The sequence below is a fragment of the Nonomuraea dietziae genome, assembly GCF_014195505.1.
Lineage (GTDB): Bacteria > Actinomycetota > Actinomycetes > Streptosporangiales > Streptosporangiaceae > Nonomuraea > Nonomuraea roseola.
The window spans coordinates 4,316,998-4,335,422 of the sequence record NZ_JACIBV010000001.1; the positions used below are offsets into that span (position 1 = coordinate 4,316,998).

Sequence of the window (18,425 nt, forward strand, 5' to 3'; positions counted from 1 at the left end):
GGTCCATGTCGTAATTCTGGATATTCTGGATGGAGAATACAAATGATTTTCCCTGGAGACGAAGGCTTCGACCAGGCCGTCACCCCGTGGAACCTCGCCGTGAAGCAGCCCGTCAGGGCCGTGGCCGAGGTCGGCTCCGTCGACGACGTGATCGACGCCGTCCGCCTGGCCCGCAGGGAAGGGCTCGCGGTGACCGCGCAGCCGAGCGGGCACGGCGCGAGCGGCGACGTCGCCGACACCATCCTGCTGCGCACCCACGGCCTCACCGCCATCGAGATCGACGCCGCCGCCAGGGTGGCGCGCGTCGGCGCGGGAGTCAGGTGGGGTCAGCTCCAGGCCGCGGCCGCCGCGCACGGCCTGACGGGACTGCCGGGCAGCTCCCCCGTGGTCACCGTCACCGGCTACACCCTGGGCGGCGGCCTGTCATGGTTCTCCCGCAAGCACGGCTTCGCCTCCTCCAGCGTGCGCGCCTTCGACATCGTCGACGCCGAGGGCAGGCGCTCGAAGGTCTCCCGTGACGACGAGCTCTTCTGGGCCCTGCGCGGCGGAGGCGGGGACTTCGCGCTGGTGACGGCGATCGAGCTCGACCTCCACCCCGCACCCCACCTGTACGGCGGGCGCGTCCTGTGGCCCGCCTCCCGGGCCGCCGAGGTGCTCGAGGCGTTCAAGGAGATCACCGCGACGGCCCCCGACGAGCTGACCGTCTGGCTCGACCTGCTGAGCTTCCCCGGCTCACCGCCGTTCGTCGCCGTGGACTCCACCTACCTCGGCGAGGACGCGAGCGAGCTGCTCGCGCCGCTCGACAGGATCGGCGGCGCGCTGTCGGACACCAGGGGCCCGATGCCGCTCACCTCTCTCGGCGACATCACCGGCGAGCCGACCGACCCGGGGCCTGGCGCGTCCAGGGCCCAGCTGCTCGGCGACCTCGACGGGATCCTGGAGCGGATCATGCCCATCGACCCGCTGATCAGCGTGCAGATCAGACATCTGGGCGGCGCGCTTGCCAGGCCTTCCGACAGCGCCGCCGGCCAGGTGGACGAGCCGTACCTGCTCTACATGTTCGGCCTGCCCGGCGTGGAGGAGAAGCAGCGGAAGATCGCCGAAGGCGGGCGCAAGCCGTTCACCTTCCTGTCGCCGGATGAGAGCGCGGCCGCGGCCTTCCCCGCAGGGACGCTCGAGCGGCTGCGGGACATCAAGCGCAGGCACGACCCCGCGAACGTGTTCCGCAGCAACTACCCCGTCCTGGCGGGATGATCGCCGGGGCGCCCCGGTCAGCGGTGGAGCGCGCCCGGGTGCAGCGCCCTGGCGAGGATCGGGCGGGCGAGCCTGGCCACCAGGCTCGCGCCGAGCACCCCGATCCCCGCCATGGCCCCGGCCAGCCCGAGGGTGAGGGGCAGACCGGTCCAGGGGAAGACGTCCACGAGCGGCAGCACGACGACCAGCACGCCCGCCACCGCCGCCACGGCGCACACGGGCGTCGCGGCGATCAGCGCCTGCCTGGTCAGCACCCGGCCGAGCGCGTCGCCGGGCGCTCCTGCGGCCGACAGCGCCGCGAACGAGCGCCGATGGTCCAGCAGGTCCTCGGCCTGGTGCACCACCAGCGCGCCGGCCGAGGTGACCAGCGCGATCAGCAGGGCCAGGTAGACCAGCCTGTAGCCCGCCTCGAAGGAGGAGCTCACGTCCCTCAGCAGGACGATCGTCTGCTGGGTGGTCACTCCGGCGCCGAAGAAGACCGTCAGGCCCACCACCGACAGCGTGCGCGCCCACGCCCTCGGGTCGGCCTCGACCAGGCGGGCGGCGAGCAGCGCCTCGGCGGTGCCCGCCCTGCGGCCGGCGCGTCTGGCCGATGCCCTGATCAGCCAGGTCGCGGCGAGCGTCAGCCCGAACACCAGGACCACCGCTCCCACCCCGACCAGCACGGAGGTGATGAACCAGTGCTTCAGGACAAACCCGGCCGTGATCATCCCGCCGCCCAACAGGAGCAGGACCAGGTCGAGGGCGCGAGGCTGTCTCAGCCTGGCCCGCCGTACCACGCCGAGCGGAGAGGCGATCACGTGACGTCCCGCCATCAGGCCCGACAGCACGCCGCCGAGGACCACGACGGGCGGCGCGACCAGCGTCCACCACGGACTGACACCCAGCACCAGGGCGAACGCCAGCGCCGCGGCGCCGCCCAGCAGCGCGCCCGCCAGAGCGTGCCTGCCGCTCTCGCGCGCGGCGATCAGCCGTACCTGACCGGCCGTGGCGCCCGCGAGGCGCAGCGCCGCCAGCCGCCGCTCGCCCGTCGCCTGTGCCAGGCGGCTGACCTGGTGGACGAAGGCCGCGGCCGGCACCGCCATCAGAGCCAGGGCGAGGGCGGCGATCAGCGGCGCGTCGTCGCGCGTCCGCCACAGATCCTCGCGGCTCGAGAGCAGGCCGAGCTCCAGCAGCGCGACGGCCGCGCCGAGGAGGAGGGTGGCGAGCGCCGCCCCCGCGGTCATCAGGCGCCCCCTGCCCACCGGTCGCGCGTGCCCCTGCCCGCTCATCCCGCCACCCGCCCGTCTCTGAGCACGATCTCCCTGTTGGCGTAGGAGGCCACGCGGTTGTCATGGGTGACGATCACCAGGGCCATCCTGGCCGCCTCCGCCGTACGGACCAGCTCCTTCATCACCAGCTCCCCCGCCAGGGAGTCGAGCGCTCCCGTCGGCTCGTCGGCGAACACCACCTTCGGACCCGCCACCAGCGCCCGCGCCACGGCCACCCGCTGCGACTGGCCACCTGACAGCTCTCCCGGCAGTCGCTCGGCGCAGTCGGCGACGCCGAGCCGTTCCAGCGCCTCCATCGCGCTGCGGAGGGACTCCTGCCCGGCGTGCCCGCCGAACAGCAACGGCAGGGCCACGTTCTCCATGGCGCTCAGTTCGGGCACCAGCTCGCCGTGCTGGAAGACGATCCCGAAGCTCTCCCTCCTCAACCGGGTACGGCCGGCGTCGTCGAGGCTGTCCACCCGCCGTCCCCCGAACGTGACCTCGCCCGCCTCCGGCCGGATGATCCCCGCCAGGCAGTGCAGCAGCGTCGACTTGCCCGACCCGCTCGGGCCGGTGATCGCGACGATCTCCCCTTCGCCGATCGACAGGGAGACGCCCTCCAGGGCTGTCGTCCTGCCGAAGGACTTGCGCAGCGCGCGGGCCTCAAGCATCGATCTCCTCCTTCAGGTCGGCCAGCCTGGCGATGGCCGTCTCGATCCAGCGCAGGTCCGCGTCGAGGTGCTGCAGCGCGTAGTCGGCTGCCAGGACCTGCGCGGGCGTGCCGTCCGCCTTCCGCAGCGTCAGCTCCCTCATCCGTGCCAGGTGCGCGGCGCGCTGCCTGAGCAGGTAGCCGTCGGCCCCGCCGCCGGCCAGCGTCGCGACGACCACACGCGCGAACAGCGGGCTGGCCACATGGGGCGCGGGAGGTTCGAGCCGCTCCAGCCAGCCGTCGAGCTCCGCCTTCCCCTCATCGGTGATGGCGTAGACGGTCCGCTCGGGGCCGCCCTCCTGCAAGGTCTCGGCCACTTCGGCCCAGCCGTCGCGTTCGAGGCGCTGGAGCGTGGCGTAGACCTGCCCGTAGGCGAGGGGACGGGAGCCGGGCAGGCGGTGATCGTGCTCCTTCTTGAGCTCGTAGCCGTGTTTGGGGCGCTCGACGAGGAGGCCCAGCAGGACATGTCCGGTTGACATGATCGCGACTATACACACGATGTATTCATTGAATGAATAGTTCGCTGAACCTAATCTCGGCGGCATGGAGAACAGCGAGCTGTTGAACGTCGTGGACGTGGAGGCGACCTGCTGGGACGGCCGGCCACCACCGGGAGCGGTCAGCGAGATCATCGAGATCGGGCTGACCGTGGTCGACCTCCACACGCGTGAGCGGGTCTCCCGCCACCGCGTTCTCGTCCGGCCCGCCCGCTCCACTGTGAGCGCCTTCTGCACCGAACTGACCGGCCTGACGCAGGAGGAGGTGGAGAAGGGCCTCACCTTCACCGAGGCCTGCCGCCTGCTGGCCGCCGAGCACGCCGCAGGAAGGCGGCCGTGGGCGAGCTGGGGCGACTACGACCGCCACCAGTTCACCCGCCAGTGCCAGGCGACCGGCGCCCCCTACCCCTTCGGCCGGCGGCACACGAACGTGAAGGCGGTCTTCACCGAGGCGTACGAACTGCGAAAGCGCCCGGGGATGGCGCAGGCCCTGCAGGTGGCGGGGCTTCCGCTGGAGGGACGCCATCACCGTGGAGAGGACGACGCGTGGAACATCGCCGCCCTGACCCTCCACCTGGTGTCCCTCGACCCTCGGCACGCGGATCGGCTGACGGCCGCCCCCGCGTGAGTCAGGCGTCGCGCCGTCGCAGCAGCAGGCCGCCGCCCAGGAGGGCGAAGCCGGCCCATGCGGCGAGCACGCCGAGGCCCGCCCACGGGCTGAGCGGCAGTCCTGACACGTTGGTCGTCACCTGGACGGCGAGTCCCGCGTTCATCGGCGAGATCCTCCAGAGGAGCGTCTGCCAGTCCGGGTCGGCGACCATGAAGGGCAGGACCGAGAAGGCGTAGAGCAGGCCGAACACCACCCCGATGGCCGTCGCGGAGTCCCTGACGGCGGTGGCGACGCCGAGGCTGAGCAGGGCGACCAGCGCGAGGTAGAGGACCGAGCCGCAGGCCGCGCGCAGTGTCGGCCCGTCGGCCAGGGACACCAGCGCCTGGCCGTGCGCGGGGACGAACCCGTTGCCCGGCAGGATGAGCCGCCCCGTCAGCACGCACCCGAGCACGGCGACGGTCCCCGCGGCCAGTGTCAGCCCGGTGAGGATGGCCGCCTTGGCCGCCAGGACCGTCATGCGGCGCGGCATCGCCGTCAGGGTGGTGCGGATCATGCCCGTGCCGTACTCGCCGCTGATCATCAGCACGGCCATGACAGCGACGACCGCCTGGCCCAGCTGGACCCCCGCGAGGCTGAGCCTGGGCGCGTCGTGGCCGCAGCCCTCCGGCGGGCAGGACACCGTCGCCACCGCGGCGGCGCTCGCCGCCACGGTCAGCGCGACGAGGGCGAGCAGCAGCCAGCCCGCGCCCTGGCTGGTGCGCAGCTTCGTCCACTCCGCGTGCAGCTCCCTTCTCACGCGTCCCTCCTGCGCAGCAGGACGATGGCCGCGGCAAGAGCGATCGCGGCGTAGGCGCAGGTCACGGCGAGGCCACCCCACGGCGGCAGAGGGTAGTAGCCGGCCGATGGGGCGTAGTGGCCCGTCATGTACGGGTACTCCGGGATGCTCTGCTGGATCGCGAAGCCCGCTGCGGGGGTGAGCCGCACCAGCCACTGCGCCGCGCCGACGGGCAGAACCGAGGTGGTCGCGAGGAGGTAGGGCACCAGGATCAGCGCGATGGCGGCGGCGACCGCCGCGGCGCCGCGCCTGAACAGCGCGCCGAGAGCGAGGGCGAGGACGGCGGCGGCCGCGAGCAACGCCGCGAAGCCGACCACCACCCGGACCTCGGTGAGCAGGCTCACCGGCAGGATGTAGTTGCCGTTGGCGCGCAGGATGCGCGTGCCGACCGGGACCACCACGCAGGCGGCCGCCAGCCCTGTCACGAACGTCACCGCGGCGATCACGACGGCCTTGGCCGCCAGCGCACGGCCGCGCCGGGGGCTGGCGAGCAGAGTGGTGCGGATCAGCCCTCGGCGGTACTCGGCGGTGACGAACAGCACCGCCACGACGACCACCACGACGAGCCCCGCCAGCACACCCGTGAGGGTGCTCTCGATGCTCTCGCCCTCCACGTGCGGCGCGATGTCGCCGACCCCTGTCACGGTGAACGTGCCACCGGACCGCTCGAACCTGCCAGGGTGGTGGGGTGCGCCGTCCGGCGCCTCGGTGACCCCCACGTCGTCCTGGCGCCACGCGTCGCCGGACGTCCTGCCCTGCAGGCTGACCTGGTCGAAGTCGGCAGTGGCCTCGGTGAAGCGGCACTGCCCGATGCTCCCGCCGAAATCGCCCTGCTTCACCAGGAGGTCACAGGGAGAGGTGGCGAAGAGCCCGATCTCCACCGTGTCGCTCAGCCCGGCCAGCCGTACCGTGCCGACCGTGCTCCACCGCCTGCCGTCGGCCGACTCGTCACCGGTGAGGGTGTCGCCCGAGCGGGTCAGCCGCAGCCAGCGGGGGTCCTTCTTCGAGACGCCACCCGGACGTCCTGCCACGTCGTGGGTGTAGTTGTGCTGCATCCGCACCCCGTGCCGACCCGTGACCATCAGCGCGGCGTAGGCGGAGCCCTGCCGCATGCCGTCCTTCACGATGACCCCTGCCTTCGCCCACGGCACGACCCCCGGGGCGACCCTTCTGACGCCGGGGGTGAGGTCGGGCAGCCGGATCTGGCCGGTCATCGAGGTCACGCGGACGGTGATGCTGCCGTCCCCCTGCAGCGGCTGGTGGACGAAGAAGAACTTGTCGCTCACCGCCTGGCCCTCGGGCCCCAGCGGGGGCTCGGGGCAGTCGATCTCGACAGGGCCCGCGCCGCACGAGGCGTGGCTGCCCGACGCCGAGAACAGGCCGAGCAGCACGACGGCCGCCGCCGCGAGCACCATGGTGATCACCCAGCCGAGAACCGTCCTGAACTTGGTCCACTCGGCCCGCAGCAGGCGCGTGAAATCGTGACGCCCGCTCATCGCGCGCTCTCCTGGCCCGTGGTGGCGCGGTACTCGACGGCGTTCCTGGTGAGGTTCATGTAGGCCTCTTCCAGCGTCGCCCGGTGCGCCGTCACCTCGGAGAAGGGCACCGCGTACCGGCCGAGCAGCGTCACCACGCGCTCCGCCGGCAGCCCCGAGACGGTGAGCGTGTCGCGATCGACGGCCGCCACCGTGGCGCCCGCCTGCTCCAGCACCCTCGCCGCCTCCTGCGGGGCCGTGCTGCGCAGCGTCACCCTGTCGCCCGACACCTCGGCCAGCAGCCGCGCCACGCTGGTGTCGGCGATGACCCTGCCTCGGCCGACCACCACCACGTGGGCGGCGGTGTCCTGGAGCTCGCTCATCAGATGGCTCGAGACCAGCACCGCCCTGCCCTGTCCTGCCAGCTCGCCGAGGAACTCGCGCATCCACACGATGCCGTCGGGGTCCAGGCCGTTGAAGGGCTCGTCCAGGATGATCACCGGAGGGTCGCCGAGCAGCGCGGCGGCGATCCCGAGCCGCTGGCGCATGCCGAGGGAGAAGCCGCCCGCCTTCCGCCTGGCCACCTGACCCAGGCCCGCCCGCTCGATCACCTCGTCGACCCGCCCGGCGGTCAGCCCCTGTGAATGGGCCAGCCACAGCAGGTGGTTGCGGGCCGAACGGCTCGGCTGCAGGGCCCCGGCGTCCAGCAGGGCCCCGACGTGGAGCAGCGGGCTGCGCAGGCTCCGGTACGGCCTGCCGCCGATCAGCGCGCTGCCCGAGTCGGCCGCGTCCAGCCCGAGGATGACCCGCATCGTGGTGGACTTGCCCGCGCCGTTGGGCCCGACGAAGCCGGTGACCTGCCCGGGCTCCACCGTGAACGACATCCCGTCAAGCGCCACCGTGGACCCGAAGCGTTTGCGCACGTCGTTGACTTCAATGGTTGCTCGCATGGCTCCGTTTGTACGGAAGCCGCCCTAACGTGGGCCGAACAGAGGCCGTCATGTCGTTGTTAGGTCCTGGGCGGCATCCTGGAGCTCCGCACGAACGAGAGAGAGCCGATGAGGACAGCGCGACGCCTGGCCCTGCCCGCCCGCACCGTCCGGGTGCGGTTCACCGCCCTGTACGGTGTTCTGTTCCTGCTGTCCGGCGCGGCGCTGCTGGTCATCACCAACCTCGTGAGCCTGGGCTCGACGCGGATCAGCGAGGTCGCGCCAGGGGGCGGCCCTCCCGCCAGGAACTCGACGCTGGCGGCCGCCCATGAGCGCATCTCGCTGCTCGAGAGCCAGCTGGCCGGCGCGAGGGAGAGTCAGTCACACCAGCTCCTGGTCGGCTCGGCGGTGGCGCTGGCCGTCATGGCGCTGGTGTCGATCGTGCTGGGCCGGATCATCGCGGGCCGGGTGCTGCGCCCGTTGCGGACGATCACCGCGGCCACGCGCCGGATCTCCGCCGACAACCTGCACGAACGGCTGGCCGTACCCGGCCCCGCCGACGAGGTGAAGGACCTCGCCGACACCATCGACGAGCTGCTCGAACGGCTGGAGAGCTCCTTCGCCGCGCAGCGCAGGTTCGTCGCCAACGCCTCACACGAGCTGCGCACCCCGCTGGCGACCATGCGGGCCTCCCTGGACGTCGCCGTGGCCAAGCCCGAGCCCGTCCCCCCGCAGACGGTCGCGCTCGCCGACCGACTCCGCATCGAGCTCGACCAGGTCGACCGGCTGCTCGAAGGCTTCCTCCTGCTGGCCCGCACCCAGCACGGCGCCATGTCGGACCGCTCGACGATCTCGCTCGGCCGTACGGTGCGCGCGGCCCTGGACGCCAGGGCCGCCGACATCGCGGCCAGGCGCCTGACCGTCCACGACGGCGACCTGCACGACGACACCTGGACACAGGGAAGCGCGACGCTGCTGTCGCGCATGGCCGACAACGTCATCGACAACGCGATCACCCACAACGACGAGGGCGGCTGGATCACAGTCGCCACCACGACCGACGGCACGACGGCGCTGCTCGTGGTCGAGACGGGCGGGCGGCTCCTCGATCAGGAGCAGGTGGCGCGGCTGGCCCAGCCGTTCCAGCGGCTCGGCGCCGACCGGACCGGCTCAGGCGACGGGTCAGGGCTCGGGCTGTCGATCGTCGCCGCCATCGCCACCGCGCACGGTGGCGGGCTCGACCTCGCGGCCAGGCCCGAAGGCGGCCTGCGGGTCGCCATCTCGCTGCCCCTGGCCGCCGCGAGGACCGGGGTCCCGGCATGAGGGTGCTGGTGGTCGAGGACGCCCGCGCGCTCGCCGAGGTGCTGGCCGAGGGCCTGCGCGACCAGGGCATGGCCGTGGACCTGGCGCACGACGGCCTGGAGGCCGCGGCCAAACTCGACGTCAACGCCTACGACGTGGTCGTCCTCGACCGCGACCTGCCGGGAATCCACGGCGACACCCTCTGCCAGATGATCACCGAACGCGACGACCGCGTCATGGTCCTGATGCTGACCGCGGCGGGCTCCCCCGGCGACCGCGTCAGCGGCCTGTCCCTGGGCGCCGACGACTACCTCGCCAAGCCCTTCCACTTCCCCGAACTGGTCCTGCGCATCCGCTCCCTGGCCCGCCGCCAGCCCTCCGCCCGCGCCCGCACCCTGCGCGCGGCCGGCATCGAACTCGACCCCCTCCGCCGTACGGTGACCCGCGACGGCCGCCACCTGGACCTGTCGGTCAAGGAGTTCGCCCTGCTCGAGGCCCTCCTTCGCGCCACCCCCGCCTTCCTGAGCACGGAGGACCTGCTCGAACAGGTGTGGGACGAACACGCCGACCCGCTCACCAACACCGTCACCGTCACGATCGGGAGGCTGCGCCGCAAACTCGGCCACCCCTCGGTGATCACCACGACGCCAGGCGTCGGCTACCGCATCACCGGCCCACCTGGCCCCTGACCGAGCAGGGCGTGGGCCGTCACCAGGCGAGGAAGAGCTCCTCGGGGGATCGGTGGATGAGGGTGGGGGCCATGGTGACGTCCGTGCGGGCCAGGCGGAGGCCGGGCAGGTCGCGGATCAGGATCTCCAGGGTGATGCGTACCTGCTCCTTGGCCAGGTGCGAGCCGGGGCAGCCGTGGGGGCCGTGTCCGAACGACAGGTTGCGCAAGGCCGGCCTGGTGATGTCGAACTCGTCGGGGCGGGCGTTGGCGTCCGCGTCACGGCCCGCCGAGGCGAAGGCGACGAAGAGCACGTCGTTCTCGTTCAGCTCGGTGCCGCTCAGCGTCACCTTGGTGGTGACCGTACGCCTGAAGCCCTGGATGGGCGCCTCGAAGCGGGCCGCCTCCTCGATGGCCGCGGAGACGAGCTCCGGCTTCTCGCACAGCAGCTCCCACTGGCGACGGTCGCGCAGCAGGTTCAGCACCACCGTGCCGAGCAGCGCGGTCGCGGTCAGGTGTCCGGCCAGCAGCAGGTTCTGGAGGTTGGAGACGATCTCCTTGCGCTGGTCGAGCGTGAGATCGTCGGAGCCGGGGGCCAGGTCCCTGACCATCTCGGTGATGAGGTCGTCACGCGGATCCCCCCTGCGCGCGCGGGCGTAGCCGTCGAGCAGGTGCTGTAGAGCGACGATCTCCTTCGCCGCGTCGACCTGCTCGGCCTCCGTCAGCTCGGTGAACAGCAGGTCCTCCGCTCGCTGCGCGCCGCGGATCGCGCCATGGGTGTCGGCGGGGTCGAAGCCGATCAGGTGGCCGATCACGTCGGCGGGCAGGGGCCTGGCGTAGGCCTCCATCCATTCGACCTGGCCGTCGCCGGCGAAGGAGCCGATGAGCGCCTCGGCCCGCGCCGTGACGAACGGGAGCGCGGCTGCGACCCTGGCGGGGGAAAGTCCCCTGGAGAGGGGGCGGCGCAGCCGCCGGTGCGCCTCGCCGTCCGCGGTGAGCACCGCCTGCACCCCGCCGAACCCCTTGACCAGTTCCGACAGCGCGGCCCTGCCGGGCAGGTAGTCCGGCCGTAAGGCGCGCGCGGAGGAGAACTGCTCGGGCTTGCTCAGCACCTCGCGGACGTCTTCACGCCTGCTGACCAGCCAGGCGCCCAGCTCGGGCACGAAGGTGAGCCCGCGAGCCCTGCGAGCCTCGGCGTAGACGGGGTACGGGTCGCGGTAGAAAGCCTGTGGGTTCACGCGCCTATGCTCGCGGGTGAGGTGCGTCACGTACAAGATCTGAAGAACCGGCACATGCCCCGACATCTCACGATCGACAATCGCCTGGTCGCGTCTCGACGCTCCCGTGCTCCATGGACCTTTTGTCCGGCTGGAGCCACTCACGATGGACCACGCTCCGGACCGCGGGCGGGTCGCCGAGGTCATGGGCCTCACGGTGGTCTCGCACGGTCGTCGCGAGTAGTCATCGGCCTGGGAGCGCCTCGGGCGTACGGCCCAGGGCGAGGTTTCTGTCGTGGCGGTGCTCTAGTCTCCCGTGCAATTGATCAAGCCGGGCACATCTGGAGAAGCGGACATGACCTACCTCGAGCTGTCTGAGGACGGCGGCGGAGCGCACAAGTTCTATGAGGTGACCGTGGCGGGGACGCAGGTCACGATCACCTACGGGCGCATCGGCGAATCCGGTCAGACGAAGGTCACCGCCTTCCCCACCGAAGCGAAGGCCCAGGCGGCGGCGGCCAAGAAGATCGGCGAGAAGACACGCAAGGGCTACGCGCCCGCCCTGCGCGGAGTGCGCCAGCGCCGGGCGGTCACCCGCAGGGCCATCGCCAGCACCCGCTCGACCGCCCAGCAGGCGCCGGTCCTGTGGCGCTTCGACAGCGGCGCGGCCGCGTTCGGCATCTTCGTGGACGGCGAACGCTGCTGGGTCGGCAACCAGCGCGGCGACGTCTACACCGTCACGCACTCCGGCACGGTGACCGGCCGCTTCCGCCTGCCCGACGGCGTCAAGTGCATCGTGGCCGACGACTTCTGGATCTATGCCGGGTGCGACGACGGCCGCGTGTACGACCTGAGCGGCAAGGTGCCGAGGTCGGCGTACGAGATCGCCGCCGACGTGGACATCTACTGGCTGGACATCCACGACGGAGTGCTCGGCGTCTCCGACCGGGCGGGGCGCATCACCACCATCGACTACGAGGACGAGTTCCAGTGGGCGCGGACCGGCGCCGGCGACTCCGCCTGGATGGTCAGGTGCGACGGGGACGCGGTCTACCACGGCCATTCGCGCGGGGTCGCCCGCTACGACACCTCCGACGGCACGCTCGTCTGGGAGAACAAGCTGGCAGGCGACGTGCTGTTCGGCTGGCAGGAGGAGCGCTCGGTCTACGCCGGCACGGCCCGCCGCACCGTCCACCGCCTGGCCAAGAGCGACGGCCGGGTGGAGGCGGTCTACCAGTGCGACGGCGCCGTCTACTCCTGCGCCACCTCGCCCGGCGGACGCCATGTCTTCGCGGGCGACAACCATTCCTCGGTCTACTGCTTCGACGCCTCCGGCGAGCGGCTGTGGAAGCTCGCCACCGGCTGCGGATCGGCGTTCTCCATGCAGTTCCTGGACGACCGCCTCTACATCGTCACCACCGACGGCTCCCTGGTCTGCATCGACGCCAGCGAGGCGGCCATCGCCGCGGCCCGGGCCGGCAGCGTCCCCCAGCCGGTGGACGTCAAGGCGGCGGCGTCGCTGGAGGCGGTCGAGCCGTCCACCACGCTGGAGACGGTGTGGGAGAGGGTGCTGGAGACCGACGGCGCGGGCGACGGCGTGGTCGTGGAGTGCGTCAAGGAGGGCGAGCGGCTGCGGGTCCGCGTGGTCAGCCCCGGCTACGAGTCATGGAACGTGCAGTTCCCCAAGACCGTCCGGGAGGCGGGCGCCCGCTACCTGGTCGACGGCATCCGCTCCGCTGGGCGAGGCGGCTTCTACCGGGCCTACGGCGAGATCAGGCGCCTGCTCTGACCCCATCGGGCGCCTCTGCGGCGGCTGCCCCGTGAACGACCCCGCAGCTTGCCTGTCGCCACAGGCCACGAGACGGGTTCTTCTGCTTCCCCTCCGGCCACGACACGACGCAACTCCACTCGGATGGCCGCGCCAACCACGCCCACGCCTCTTCCCCATCCAAGCGCCAACGCGTCCGGGGGCGCGGGGGCCGGCAGGCCCCCGCCGGGGGGTGTGGGGGCTCGGCCCCCACACCCCCCGCCGGGGGGTGTGGGGGCTCGGCCCCCACACCCCGCCCGGAGCCCTCACGCGCGAAGCGCGCCCAAAGCGAAGGCCCATGCTTTTGTGGGGGTCTGGGGGGAGCACTCCCTCCGGTGTCACAGCCTGAAAGACCGTGCTTCTACTTCAGGAGCTGGCGGGCCATGACCATGCGCTGGATCTGGTTGGTGCCCTCGTAGATCTGGGTGATCTCCGGCGCCCCGCCCGCCCACCTGAGGAAACCTGTCGACCAGGGGCCTGAGCAGGAGTTACGGTTGCGACTGGCTTTCGTCGTTTCTCGCTGCTCTTTGCCATCCCACGGAACAGTGACGGAACAGGGCAGGAGGTTGCTTCATGGCGATCCCGAAGAAGGGCTCGCGGCTCATCACCGTCGACGGCGCTAGATTCCGCTGGCGCGTCCGTCGCAAGCCCACGTACTGCCAGGGGAACAGCTGGGGCCCGATGATGTTCGCGATGGAACTGGCCGACACGTTGGGTCGCGTCCTTCTGGTGTCGCTTCCCTGCTCACGGCCGGACGCGTGGTGGGGAGAACGGACGATGGCCATACGGCCGGCGCTCGTGACGGCGACCATACGCACGGCGCTCGGTCACGGCTGGGATCCGCGGCAAGCAGGCAACGCCTTCGAGCTTGCACTCACTGATGAGGACCTGACCGAGTTGATGAACGGCCAACCGCCTGCCTACGACGCCCCTTTCATGCGGAGATAACTTCCTCAGTGTCCAGCACGACCGTCCGCTTTTCAGGTGTAGCAATCGCCCTGCTGCTTCCCGATGAGCTGCGGATAGAGAGTGCTCGACGGTGGCGGAAGTGTGCCACTGGTGAGGAACATTGCTGTCAGCGTTGCCGTCACCTCAGCCATGGTCACCTGGTGCCGAGTCCCAATGAAGGAGGGCCTCGGCGTCGATCGCCCCAACCACGGTCGGCGAGTAGCGAAGTGAGCGATCGTCACGGCGTTTGACCACTTCGATGCGAACTGCAGGCATAGCCACGACGACAGCCCTGCCGTGCAGATCAAAGGTGCGGCACAGTGCGACGGACGTCGGGGACGTGTGGCGGGGTTGCTGTACGAAGTGCTGTACAGCAGCAGTAGTTCGTGAACTGCGTGGTGCGTGATCGCGAACTCGGCGCGAGTGGTGATCTAGGCTCTGACCTGGACATCCGGCTCTCGCTGTGCCTCATCCTCTGTCGTCATTGCTTGGTGCCATGTGCCCTCGTTGTGCCCTGATCTTGCCCGTCCTCCTTGGAGCTGGCCAGCCCAAGCCAGAGCGCCGAGGGTCAAGGCTCGGCTCGTCGACCGCGCAGCGGCCTGGCCTTAATGCCGGACGTGACGGCTGGAGGCTTGACGGGGAAAGGGACGGCGATAAACCAGCCCACGCCGGGTCGTAACGAGGACAGCACCCGCGTTGCCCCATGGCGAGCCGACCGGAGCGCAGGGCCGCCAAGTCCCGAGCACCGGAAGCGGCGCGGCAGTCCTGCAGCGCCCGCTTTAGGCTAGGGGAAGCTGTTGAAGATGCCTATGTGCTCTGACCAACGCTGATGTTGAGCGGCGGGCCGTCCTCCTTAGTCCGTGGCGACAGTGCCACCCAGACCGGCCAGGCGTAGCGCCAGATTCCGGGGTGAGTCGATTAGCTTGTGGCGGCCCTTGGTGGACTCAATCGCTGCCACGACGGGATCCGACAAGAACGCGATCAGCTCGTCCACCTCCTGCCGGGACGGGCGGGGAGTGAACTCCTTCCGCAAGGCATAGATGATGTTCTCGACACTGATGTACCCCTCATCGACAGGGTCCTCGTCCACGGCTTCCTGGAAGGCCAGGTCGATGATCCTGCGCATCAGTAGCGAGCGACGCTCCAGCGCCTGGTACCGCTCGGCCAGGTCGTCGCTGAACGTGTCGATGTGGGAGAAGGCGTCCCGTAGTTCGGTGAGGGGCATGGGGTTTCGCGAGTGGCGGTCGAGCAGTGCGGCGAGGTCCTCGATACGCAGAAGGATGACCTCATTCTCCGCCGCCCAGTTTTTGAGCCGTGGAGCGAATTCCGGCCCCACGACGACCACGTGATCGGCCTTGTGTTTGCGCTTGTGGTCACGCAGCGCGTCGAATTTGACTCCAGACTCGGCGACTTGGCCGCTCCCTGAGCTCTTCGCGTCAACGATGATCCGGTAGCGATCCTTCGTGGCCAGCTGCGCGATGCCCAGGACGTCCGTGCGGCCCGAGCCGCCGAGGTGCTCGGCCTGGAAGCCGAGGAAGGCGAAGGCTCGGGCGACGGCCGCCTCGAAATCCCGACTGTCCGTGCCGACATTGCCGTACTGCCGCAGCTGAGCGATAACCGCTGCGGGTCCCGACGCAGGGGGCACGCTCTGTGGTCCTGCCAGATCGGTCTCTTCCGGTTCTGCTTCGACGGGCAGTTGAAGTGTCAGGTTTTTGGCGAAACTCCGTCCGGCCGCAGTGACGCGGAACCGCTGCCAGTCCACCCGCTCGACGAGACCCGCGTCCTGGAGGAAGGAGAGCCTGAGACGGACCTCTCCGTTCGACGCCTGGGTGTAGCCGTACATCTCCTTCGCCACGGCCACCAGCGCCGAGGTGGTCGTGGGCTTACCCAGGTGGCGCAGGATCTCACCGAAGAACAGATACCGCACATGCAGATACGCGGCGAGCAGTCGCTCGTTCCCCTCGTCGACGAGTCGGTGCGCGTCCTCGCTCGGTGCGAAGTGGTTGAACGACGTCTGTTCGACGAGTCCGGTGTGCCGCAGGGCGTGCATCGTCGAGGTGAAGGACGTCTTGCTGATGCCGAACTCACTGCCGCACTGCTCACCGAACTCCTCGAGCCCCGTTCCGTCGCCCAATAGGGCCACCAGCCTGCGCAGGGCGGCGCTCGCAGTCAGCGTCGAGTCCCCATCGCGGCTGTCGGAAGCGTTCCCTCGGGGGATGTAGCCGATCAGCGCGCGACGGTTCCTCAGGTCGACCTGCTCTAACTGCAGGGAATCGCCGAAGAACGCTAGCCGCCCCTCTTCGCCACCGTCCGGTTCGGCGGCCTCCTCCTCTTCTCCCTGGGCGCTCCCAGGTGGGCAGAGCGGGAGAATCTCCAGCAGAGCGTCTCCCAGCTCGGTCCTGACGACCCGCTGGCCCCACAGCTCGATCATCCCCAGGCTCCTGAGCCATCCCGTGCGGTCCCGCACGGGTGACAGGCTTGTCCAGTTCAGTCCGTACGTCTCCGTCGCCACCTCCAACAAGTCCGCGTGCTTCGTCTGATTTCCGATCGCCAGGAGGAGCTCGCCAATGAACTTCACGTTGGCGTGCAGGTGAGCGGCCAGGAAGGAGTTGTCCTTGTTCTCCAGCCATTGCTGCGCGTAGGCGCTCGGCTGCCACTGGCCTCCATCCGACCGCTCGGCGAGGCCCGGAGTGGAGAGCACCCGCCGGCACAGGTCCTCGCAGCGGACGCCGACGCGCTTTCCCTCCGGCGTCTGCCACTCCAGCGATTCCGCGCCGTCGCACGGCAGTTGAACGAGCACCTGTCGGAGCAGATCCGCCTGGGCTTCCGTACCGCCTTGGATGTAGCCGAGGGAATTGCTCCGGTCATGCCACTGCTTGGCGGGTACAGGCTGGCTCATCTGCTCCCCTTCGCTGCGGTACTCGTATCCCTGCCCGAGAGTAGACGGAACCGCCGACAACGACGGCACAGTACTCAGAACGCCGTCACTGAAGCACACAGCTCGGGCGGCAGCTTGCTCGAGGCGAAGCACGCGAAGACCCGTCTGGGGCGGACCGCAGCCCCTGGGCGACAAGCGGACGACGCCACCGAGAACGCCCCCGCTTACGTATCGCCCCGCACAAGCCTTCGTAGCCTCTGCCGCTGCAACACGTGCCACAGCGCACGAGAACCCAGGCTCGAAGTCATTCAACCTGGGATCTCACCGGAGCCGACTAAGGAATCGAACCCCTGACCTTCTGTTTACAAGGGAAGGGCAGACACCTCGTCAGTGCTCATTCGCCCTGGTGAAGCGGTGGATACGGGCCGGTGCCGTATGATCGCGTAAGACGATGTTGCTGTACCGCACTGCTGTACAGCACTTCCTTGGACCTGACTCAGCCAGCGGAGGCGATCTCCCAGGAATCGATCTCCAGGACCTTCGTGAACCTGACCCAGCCGTCATCCGCCGACCACCGGAACCCGTCACCGGAATTCCACGTGCTCATGGCCCACACGTCTGTCACCTCGGCGGGAAGACTTGGCGCGACCGTCGGGAGCGGCGCGGAATCTCGCATCAAGAGGTCAGCCACCTTGAAGGGGGCAGTGGTGAAGCCGGGGAACAGAACGAAGGCATGGCGGCGCGGCGCGGCGGACTTGGCGAGCTTGCGGAGGACATCCGCCTGTCCGGCCTTCCACAGCCAGTCGCCCACCCACTGAGCCAAGGCATCCCCAGTTTCGGCGACGAACCCGCCCGCTTTGTCGGGCGGCAGGTCGATGGTGAAGTACACACTCCCAGGGAAATCGGTGCCGCTCTGGTTAGCATCCACGATGCTCAGCTTGAAGGCTCGCGCGAAGGTCGGGTCGCTGCTGTCCCACCGGGAGAACTCCCGGATCCCACGCTGTTCCCAGTCAGCAAGCAGCGCGGGAAGCGCCCGAAGAAGAGGTTTCACACGTGTCGACGGCTGGAGTCTCAGGAACCATCCCCCAGCAAGACCGGAGTAGATACGGCGCCCCTGACCATTCACCAGTTTCCACAGCTCGATGGAGCCGCCGTCAGCCGCCGCGCTGACCTCCACCGCTCCCCGGAGCGCTCGGTCCTGAGAGAACAGGTTGAGATCGTGCATACCTGGCTCTGAACCATCGTCATATTGACGCACATTCATCCCAGGAAGCGCGGCCCGGATACATGCCAGAACCCATCTTTCCTCGGGGCGAAGATTTCCCATAAGGGTCATTATTCAACATGAAGGCATCAATCATCACCGATATTCGTCCACATGGGCACACTACGTAACAGAGCTAGGCTTCCGGCATGATCCGTGAGGCGATCTTCGATGCCGCTGAGTGCCTGGTCGACGAAACCCACTGAAGGAGGTAACCAGCCGCCTATGGAAACCTGTCGATCAGCACCCTGAACAGGGATTACGTTGTGATCGACTCGCGTCATTTCTAACTGGCCTCGGCGTTCCCATGAGCCGTGCTGGAACAGAGCAGGATGCAGCTTCATAGCGATCCCCAAGAAGGGATCACGGCTCATCACCGTGGACGGCACCACCTTCCGCTGGCGGGTCCGTCGTAAGCCCACGTACTGCCTGGCGAACAGCTGGGGGCCGCTGACGTTCGCGGTGGAACTGGCCGAGGCCCCGGCGCCTGTTCTCCTGGTGTCGCTTCCGTACCCCCGGCCGGACGGGTGATGCGGAGAGCGAACGATCGCCATACAGCCAGCACTCGTAACGGCGACCATACATACAGCCCGTGATCGCGGCTGGGATCCGCGGTAGGCGGGTAACGCCTTCGACCTTGGTCTAACGGATGACGACCTGGTTGACGTGATGAACGGTCAATCACCTGCCGACGAGTTCCCCTTCAGGCGGAGCGATCGTCCTCGTCGGGTGCCGGATGTCGTGGTCAGAGGGCGGCGGACGGCGGCCGAGGTGAGCCCGCGT

The 18,425-nt window shown here is 69.6% G+C and carries 16 protein-coding genes; 6 read left to right on the plus strand and 10 right to left on the minus strand.

The window, feature by feature from the left end; translation table 11 throughout:
• Positions 1-42 precede the first annotated feature (42 nt).
• Positions 43-1,254 (plus strand): FAD-binding oxidoreductase, encoded by a 1,212-nt coding sequence (locus tag FHR33_RS20410; protein ID WP_183650108.1) that lies wholly within the window; start codon positions 43-45, stop codon positions 1,252-1,254.
• Positions 1,255-1,271: 17 nt separating this feature from the next.
• Here FHR33_RS20410 and FHR33_RS20415 read toward each other — a convergent pair whose 3' ends face one another.
• From FHR33_RS20415 to FHR33_RS20425, 3 genes are read right to left on the minus strand one after another with little or no spacing between them, the layout of a single operon-like run.
• Positions 1,272-2,525 (minus strand): hypothetical protein, encoded by a 1,254-nt coding sequence (locus tag FHR33_RS20415; RefSeq protein WP_183650111.1) that lies wholly within the window; start codon positions 2,523-2,525, stop codon positions 1,272-1,274.
• Positions 2,522-3,175, minus strand: coding sequence for an ABC transporter ATP-binding protein (locus FHR33_RS20420; protein WP_183650114.1), 654 nt, complete (start codon positions 3,173-3,175; stop codon positions 2,522-2,524). The genes FHR33_RS20415 and FHR33_RS20420 overlap by 4 nt, the downstream gene beginning before the upstream one ends.
• Positions 3,168-3,692 carry a PadR family transcriptional regulator gene (locus FHR33_RS20425; protein ID WP_183650118.1) on the minus strand — a complete coding sequence of 175 codons (525 nt, stop codon included), beginning with the start codon at positions 3,690-3,692 and terminating at the stop codon, positions 3,168-3,170. Before FHR33_RS20425 ends, FHR33_RS20420 begins: the two co-directional genes overlap by 8 nt.
• A 64-nt stretch (positions 3,693-3,756) precedes the next feature.
• On the opposite strand from FHR33_RS20425, the gene FHR33_RS20430 reads away from it, so the two are divergent.
• A complete protein-coding gene (locus FHR33_RS20430) occupies positions 3,757-4,338 on the plus strand; it encodes a 3'-5' exonuclease (RefSeq protein WP_183650121.1) in 582 nt (193 codons plus the stop codon).
• A 1-nt stretch (position 4,339) separates the two neighbouring features.
• On the opposite strand, the gene FHR33_RS20435 is transcribed toward FHR33_RS20430, so the two are convergent.
• From FHR33_RS20435 to FHR33_RS20445, 3 genes are read right to left on the minus strand one after another with little or no spacing between them, the layout of a single operon-like run.
• On the minus strand, positions 4,340-5,116 hold the full coding sequence (locus tag FHR33_RS20435) for an ABC transporter permease (RefSeq protein ID WP_183650124.1): 777 nt from the start codon (positions 5,114-5,116) through the stop codon (positions 4,340-4,342).
• A complete protein-coding gene (locus tag FHR33_RS20440) occupies positions 5,113-6,651 on the minus strand; it encodes an ABC transporter permease subunit (protein WP_183650128.1) in 1,539 nt (512 codons plus the stop codon). Before FHR33_RS20440 ends, FHR33_RS20435 begins: the two co-directional genes overlap by 4 nt.
• Positions 6,648-7,580 (minus strand): ATP-binding cassette domain-containing protein, encoded by a 933-nt coding sequence (locus FHR33_RS20445; RefSeq protein WP_183650131.1) that lies wholly within the window; start codon positions 7,578-7,580, stop codon positions 6,648-6,650. The genes FHR33_RS20440 and FHR33_RS20445 overlap by 4 nt, the downstream gene beginning before the upstream one ends.
• Before the next feature lie 108 nt (positions 7,581-7,688).
• Between FHR33_RS20445 and FHR33_RS20450 the strand changes: the two genes are divergently transcribed.
• Entirely contained in the window at positions 7,689-8,882 is a 1,194-nt protein-coding gene (locus FHR33_RS20450) for a sensor histidine kinase (protein ID WP_183650134.1), read from the plus strand.
• A complete protein-coding gene (locus FHR33_RS20455; protein WP_183650137.1) occupies positions 8,879-9,550 on the plus strand; it encodes a response regulator transcription factor in 672 nt (223 codons plus the stop codon). The genes FHR33_RS20450 and FHR33_RS20455 overlap by 4 nt, the downstream gene beginning before the upstream one ends.
• A 19-nt stretch (positions 9,551-9,569) precedes the next feature.
• Here the strand turns inward: FHR33_RS20455 and FHR33_RS52720 are convergent, their stop codons facing one another.
• A complete protein-coding gene (locus FHR33_RS52720) occupies positions 9,570-10,766 on the minus strand; it encodes a cytochrome P450 (RefSeq protein ID WP_312895637.1) in 1,197 nt (398 codons plus the stop codon).
• Positions 10,767-11,100: 334 nt separating this feature from the next.
• On the opposite strand from FHR33_RS52720, the gene FHR33_RS20465 reads away from it, so the two are divergent.
• Both FHR33_RS20465 and FHR33_RS20470 read left to right on the plus strand, forming a co-directional pair.
• Entirely contained in the window at positions 11,101-12,534 is a 1,434-nt protein-coding gene (locus tag FHR33_RS20465; protein WP_183650143.1) for a WGR domain-containing protein, read from the plus strand.
• 591 nt (positions 12,535-13,125) lie between these two features.
• Positions 13,126-13,500: a hypothetical protein gene (locus tag FHR33_RS20470; RefSeq protein WP_183650146.1), complete on the plus strand. Its 375-nt coding sequence runs from the start codon at positions 13,126-13,128 to the stop codon at positions 13,498-13,500.
• Positions 13,501-14,353: 853 nt separating this feature from the next.
• Here FHR33_RS20470 and FHR33_RS20475 read toward each other — a convergent pair.
• From FHR33_RS20475 to FHR33_RS20485, 3 genes are all read right to left on the minus strand, one after another.
• Positions 14,354-16,399, minus strand: a complete 2,046-nt coding sequence (locus FHR33_RS20475; protein WP_183650148.1) for a restriction endonuclease FokI C-terminal domain-containing protein — start codon at positions 16,397-16,399, stop codon at positions 14,354-14,356.
• Positions 16,400-16,874: 475 nt separating this feature from the next.
• A complete protein-coding gene (locus FHR33_RS20480) occupies positions 16,875-17,603 on the minus strand; it encodes a hypothetical protein (RefSeq protein ID WP_183650151.1) in 729 nt (242 codons plus the stop codon).
• 128 nt (positions 17,604-17,731) lie between these two features.
• A complete protein-coding gene (locus tag FHR33_RS20485; RefSeq protein ID WP_183650154.1) occupies positions 17,732-17,986 on the minus strand; it encodes a hypothetical protein in 255 nt (84 codons plus the stop codon).
• Between the last annotated feature and the right edge of the window lie 439 nt (positions 17,987-18,425).

Bases quoted from the DNA above. Each gene is read 5' to 3' on its own strand.
- FHR33_RS20410 (WP_183650108.1), top strand. From the start codon at position 43: ATGATTTTCCCTGGAGACGAAGGCTTCGACCAGGCCGTCACCCCGTGG.
- FHR33_RS20415 (WP_183650111.1), bottom strand. From the start codon at position 2,525: ATGAGCGGGCAGGGGCACGCGCGACCGGTGGGCAGGGGGCGCCTGATG.
- FHR33_RS20420 (WP_183650114.1), bottom strand. From the start codon at position 3,175: ATGCTTGAGGCCCGCGCGCTGCGCAAGTCCTTCGGCAGGACGACAGCC.
- FHR33_RS20425 (WP_183650118.1), bottom strand. From the start codon at position 3,692: ATGTCAACCGGACATGTCCTGCTGGGCCTCCTCGTCGAGCGCCCCAAA.
- FHR33_RS20430 (WP_183650121.1), top strand. From the start codon at position 3,757: ATGGAGAACAGCGAGCTGTTGAACGTCGTGGACGTGGAGGCGACCTGC.
- FHR33_RS20440 (WP_183650128.1), bottom strand. From the start codon at position 6,651: ATGAGCGGGCGTCACGATTTCACGCGCCTGCTGCGGGCCGAGTGGACC.
- FHR33_RS20445 (WP_183650131.1), bottom strand. From the start codon at position 7,580: ATGCGAGCAACCATTGAAGTCAACGACGTGCGCAAACGCTTCGGGTCC.
- FHR33_RS20450 (WP_183650134.1), top strand. From the start codon at position 7,689: ATGAGGACAGCGCGACGCCTGGCCCTGCCCGCCCGCACCGTCCGGGTG.
- FHR33_RS20455 (WP_183650137.1), top strand. From the start codon at position 8,879: ATGAGGGTGCTGGTGGTCGAGGACGCCCGCGCGCTCGCCGAGGTGCTG.
- FHR33_RS20465 (WP_183650143.1), top strand. From the start codon at position 11,101: ATGACCTACCTCGAGCTGTCTGAGGACGGCGGCGGAGCGCACAAGTTC.
- FHR33_RS20470 (WP_183650146.1), top strand. From the start codon at position 13,126: ATGGCGATCCCGAAGAAGGGCTCGCGGCTCATCACCGTCGACGGCGCT.
- FHR33_RS20475 (WP_183650148.1), bottom strand. From the start codon at position 16,399: ATGAGCCAGCCTGTACCCGCCAAGCAGTGGCATGACCGGAGCAATTCC.
- FHR33_RS20480 (WP_183650151.1), bottom strand. From the start codon at position 17,603: ATGCACGATCTCAACCTGTTCTCTCAGGACCGAGCGCTCCGGGGAGCG.
- FHR33_RS20485 (WP_183650154.1), bottom strand. From the start codon at position 17,986: ATGAAGCTGCATCCTGCTCTGTTCCAGCACGGCTCATGGGAACGCCGA.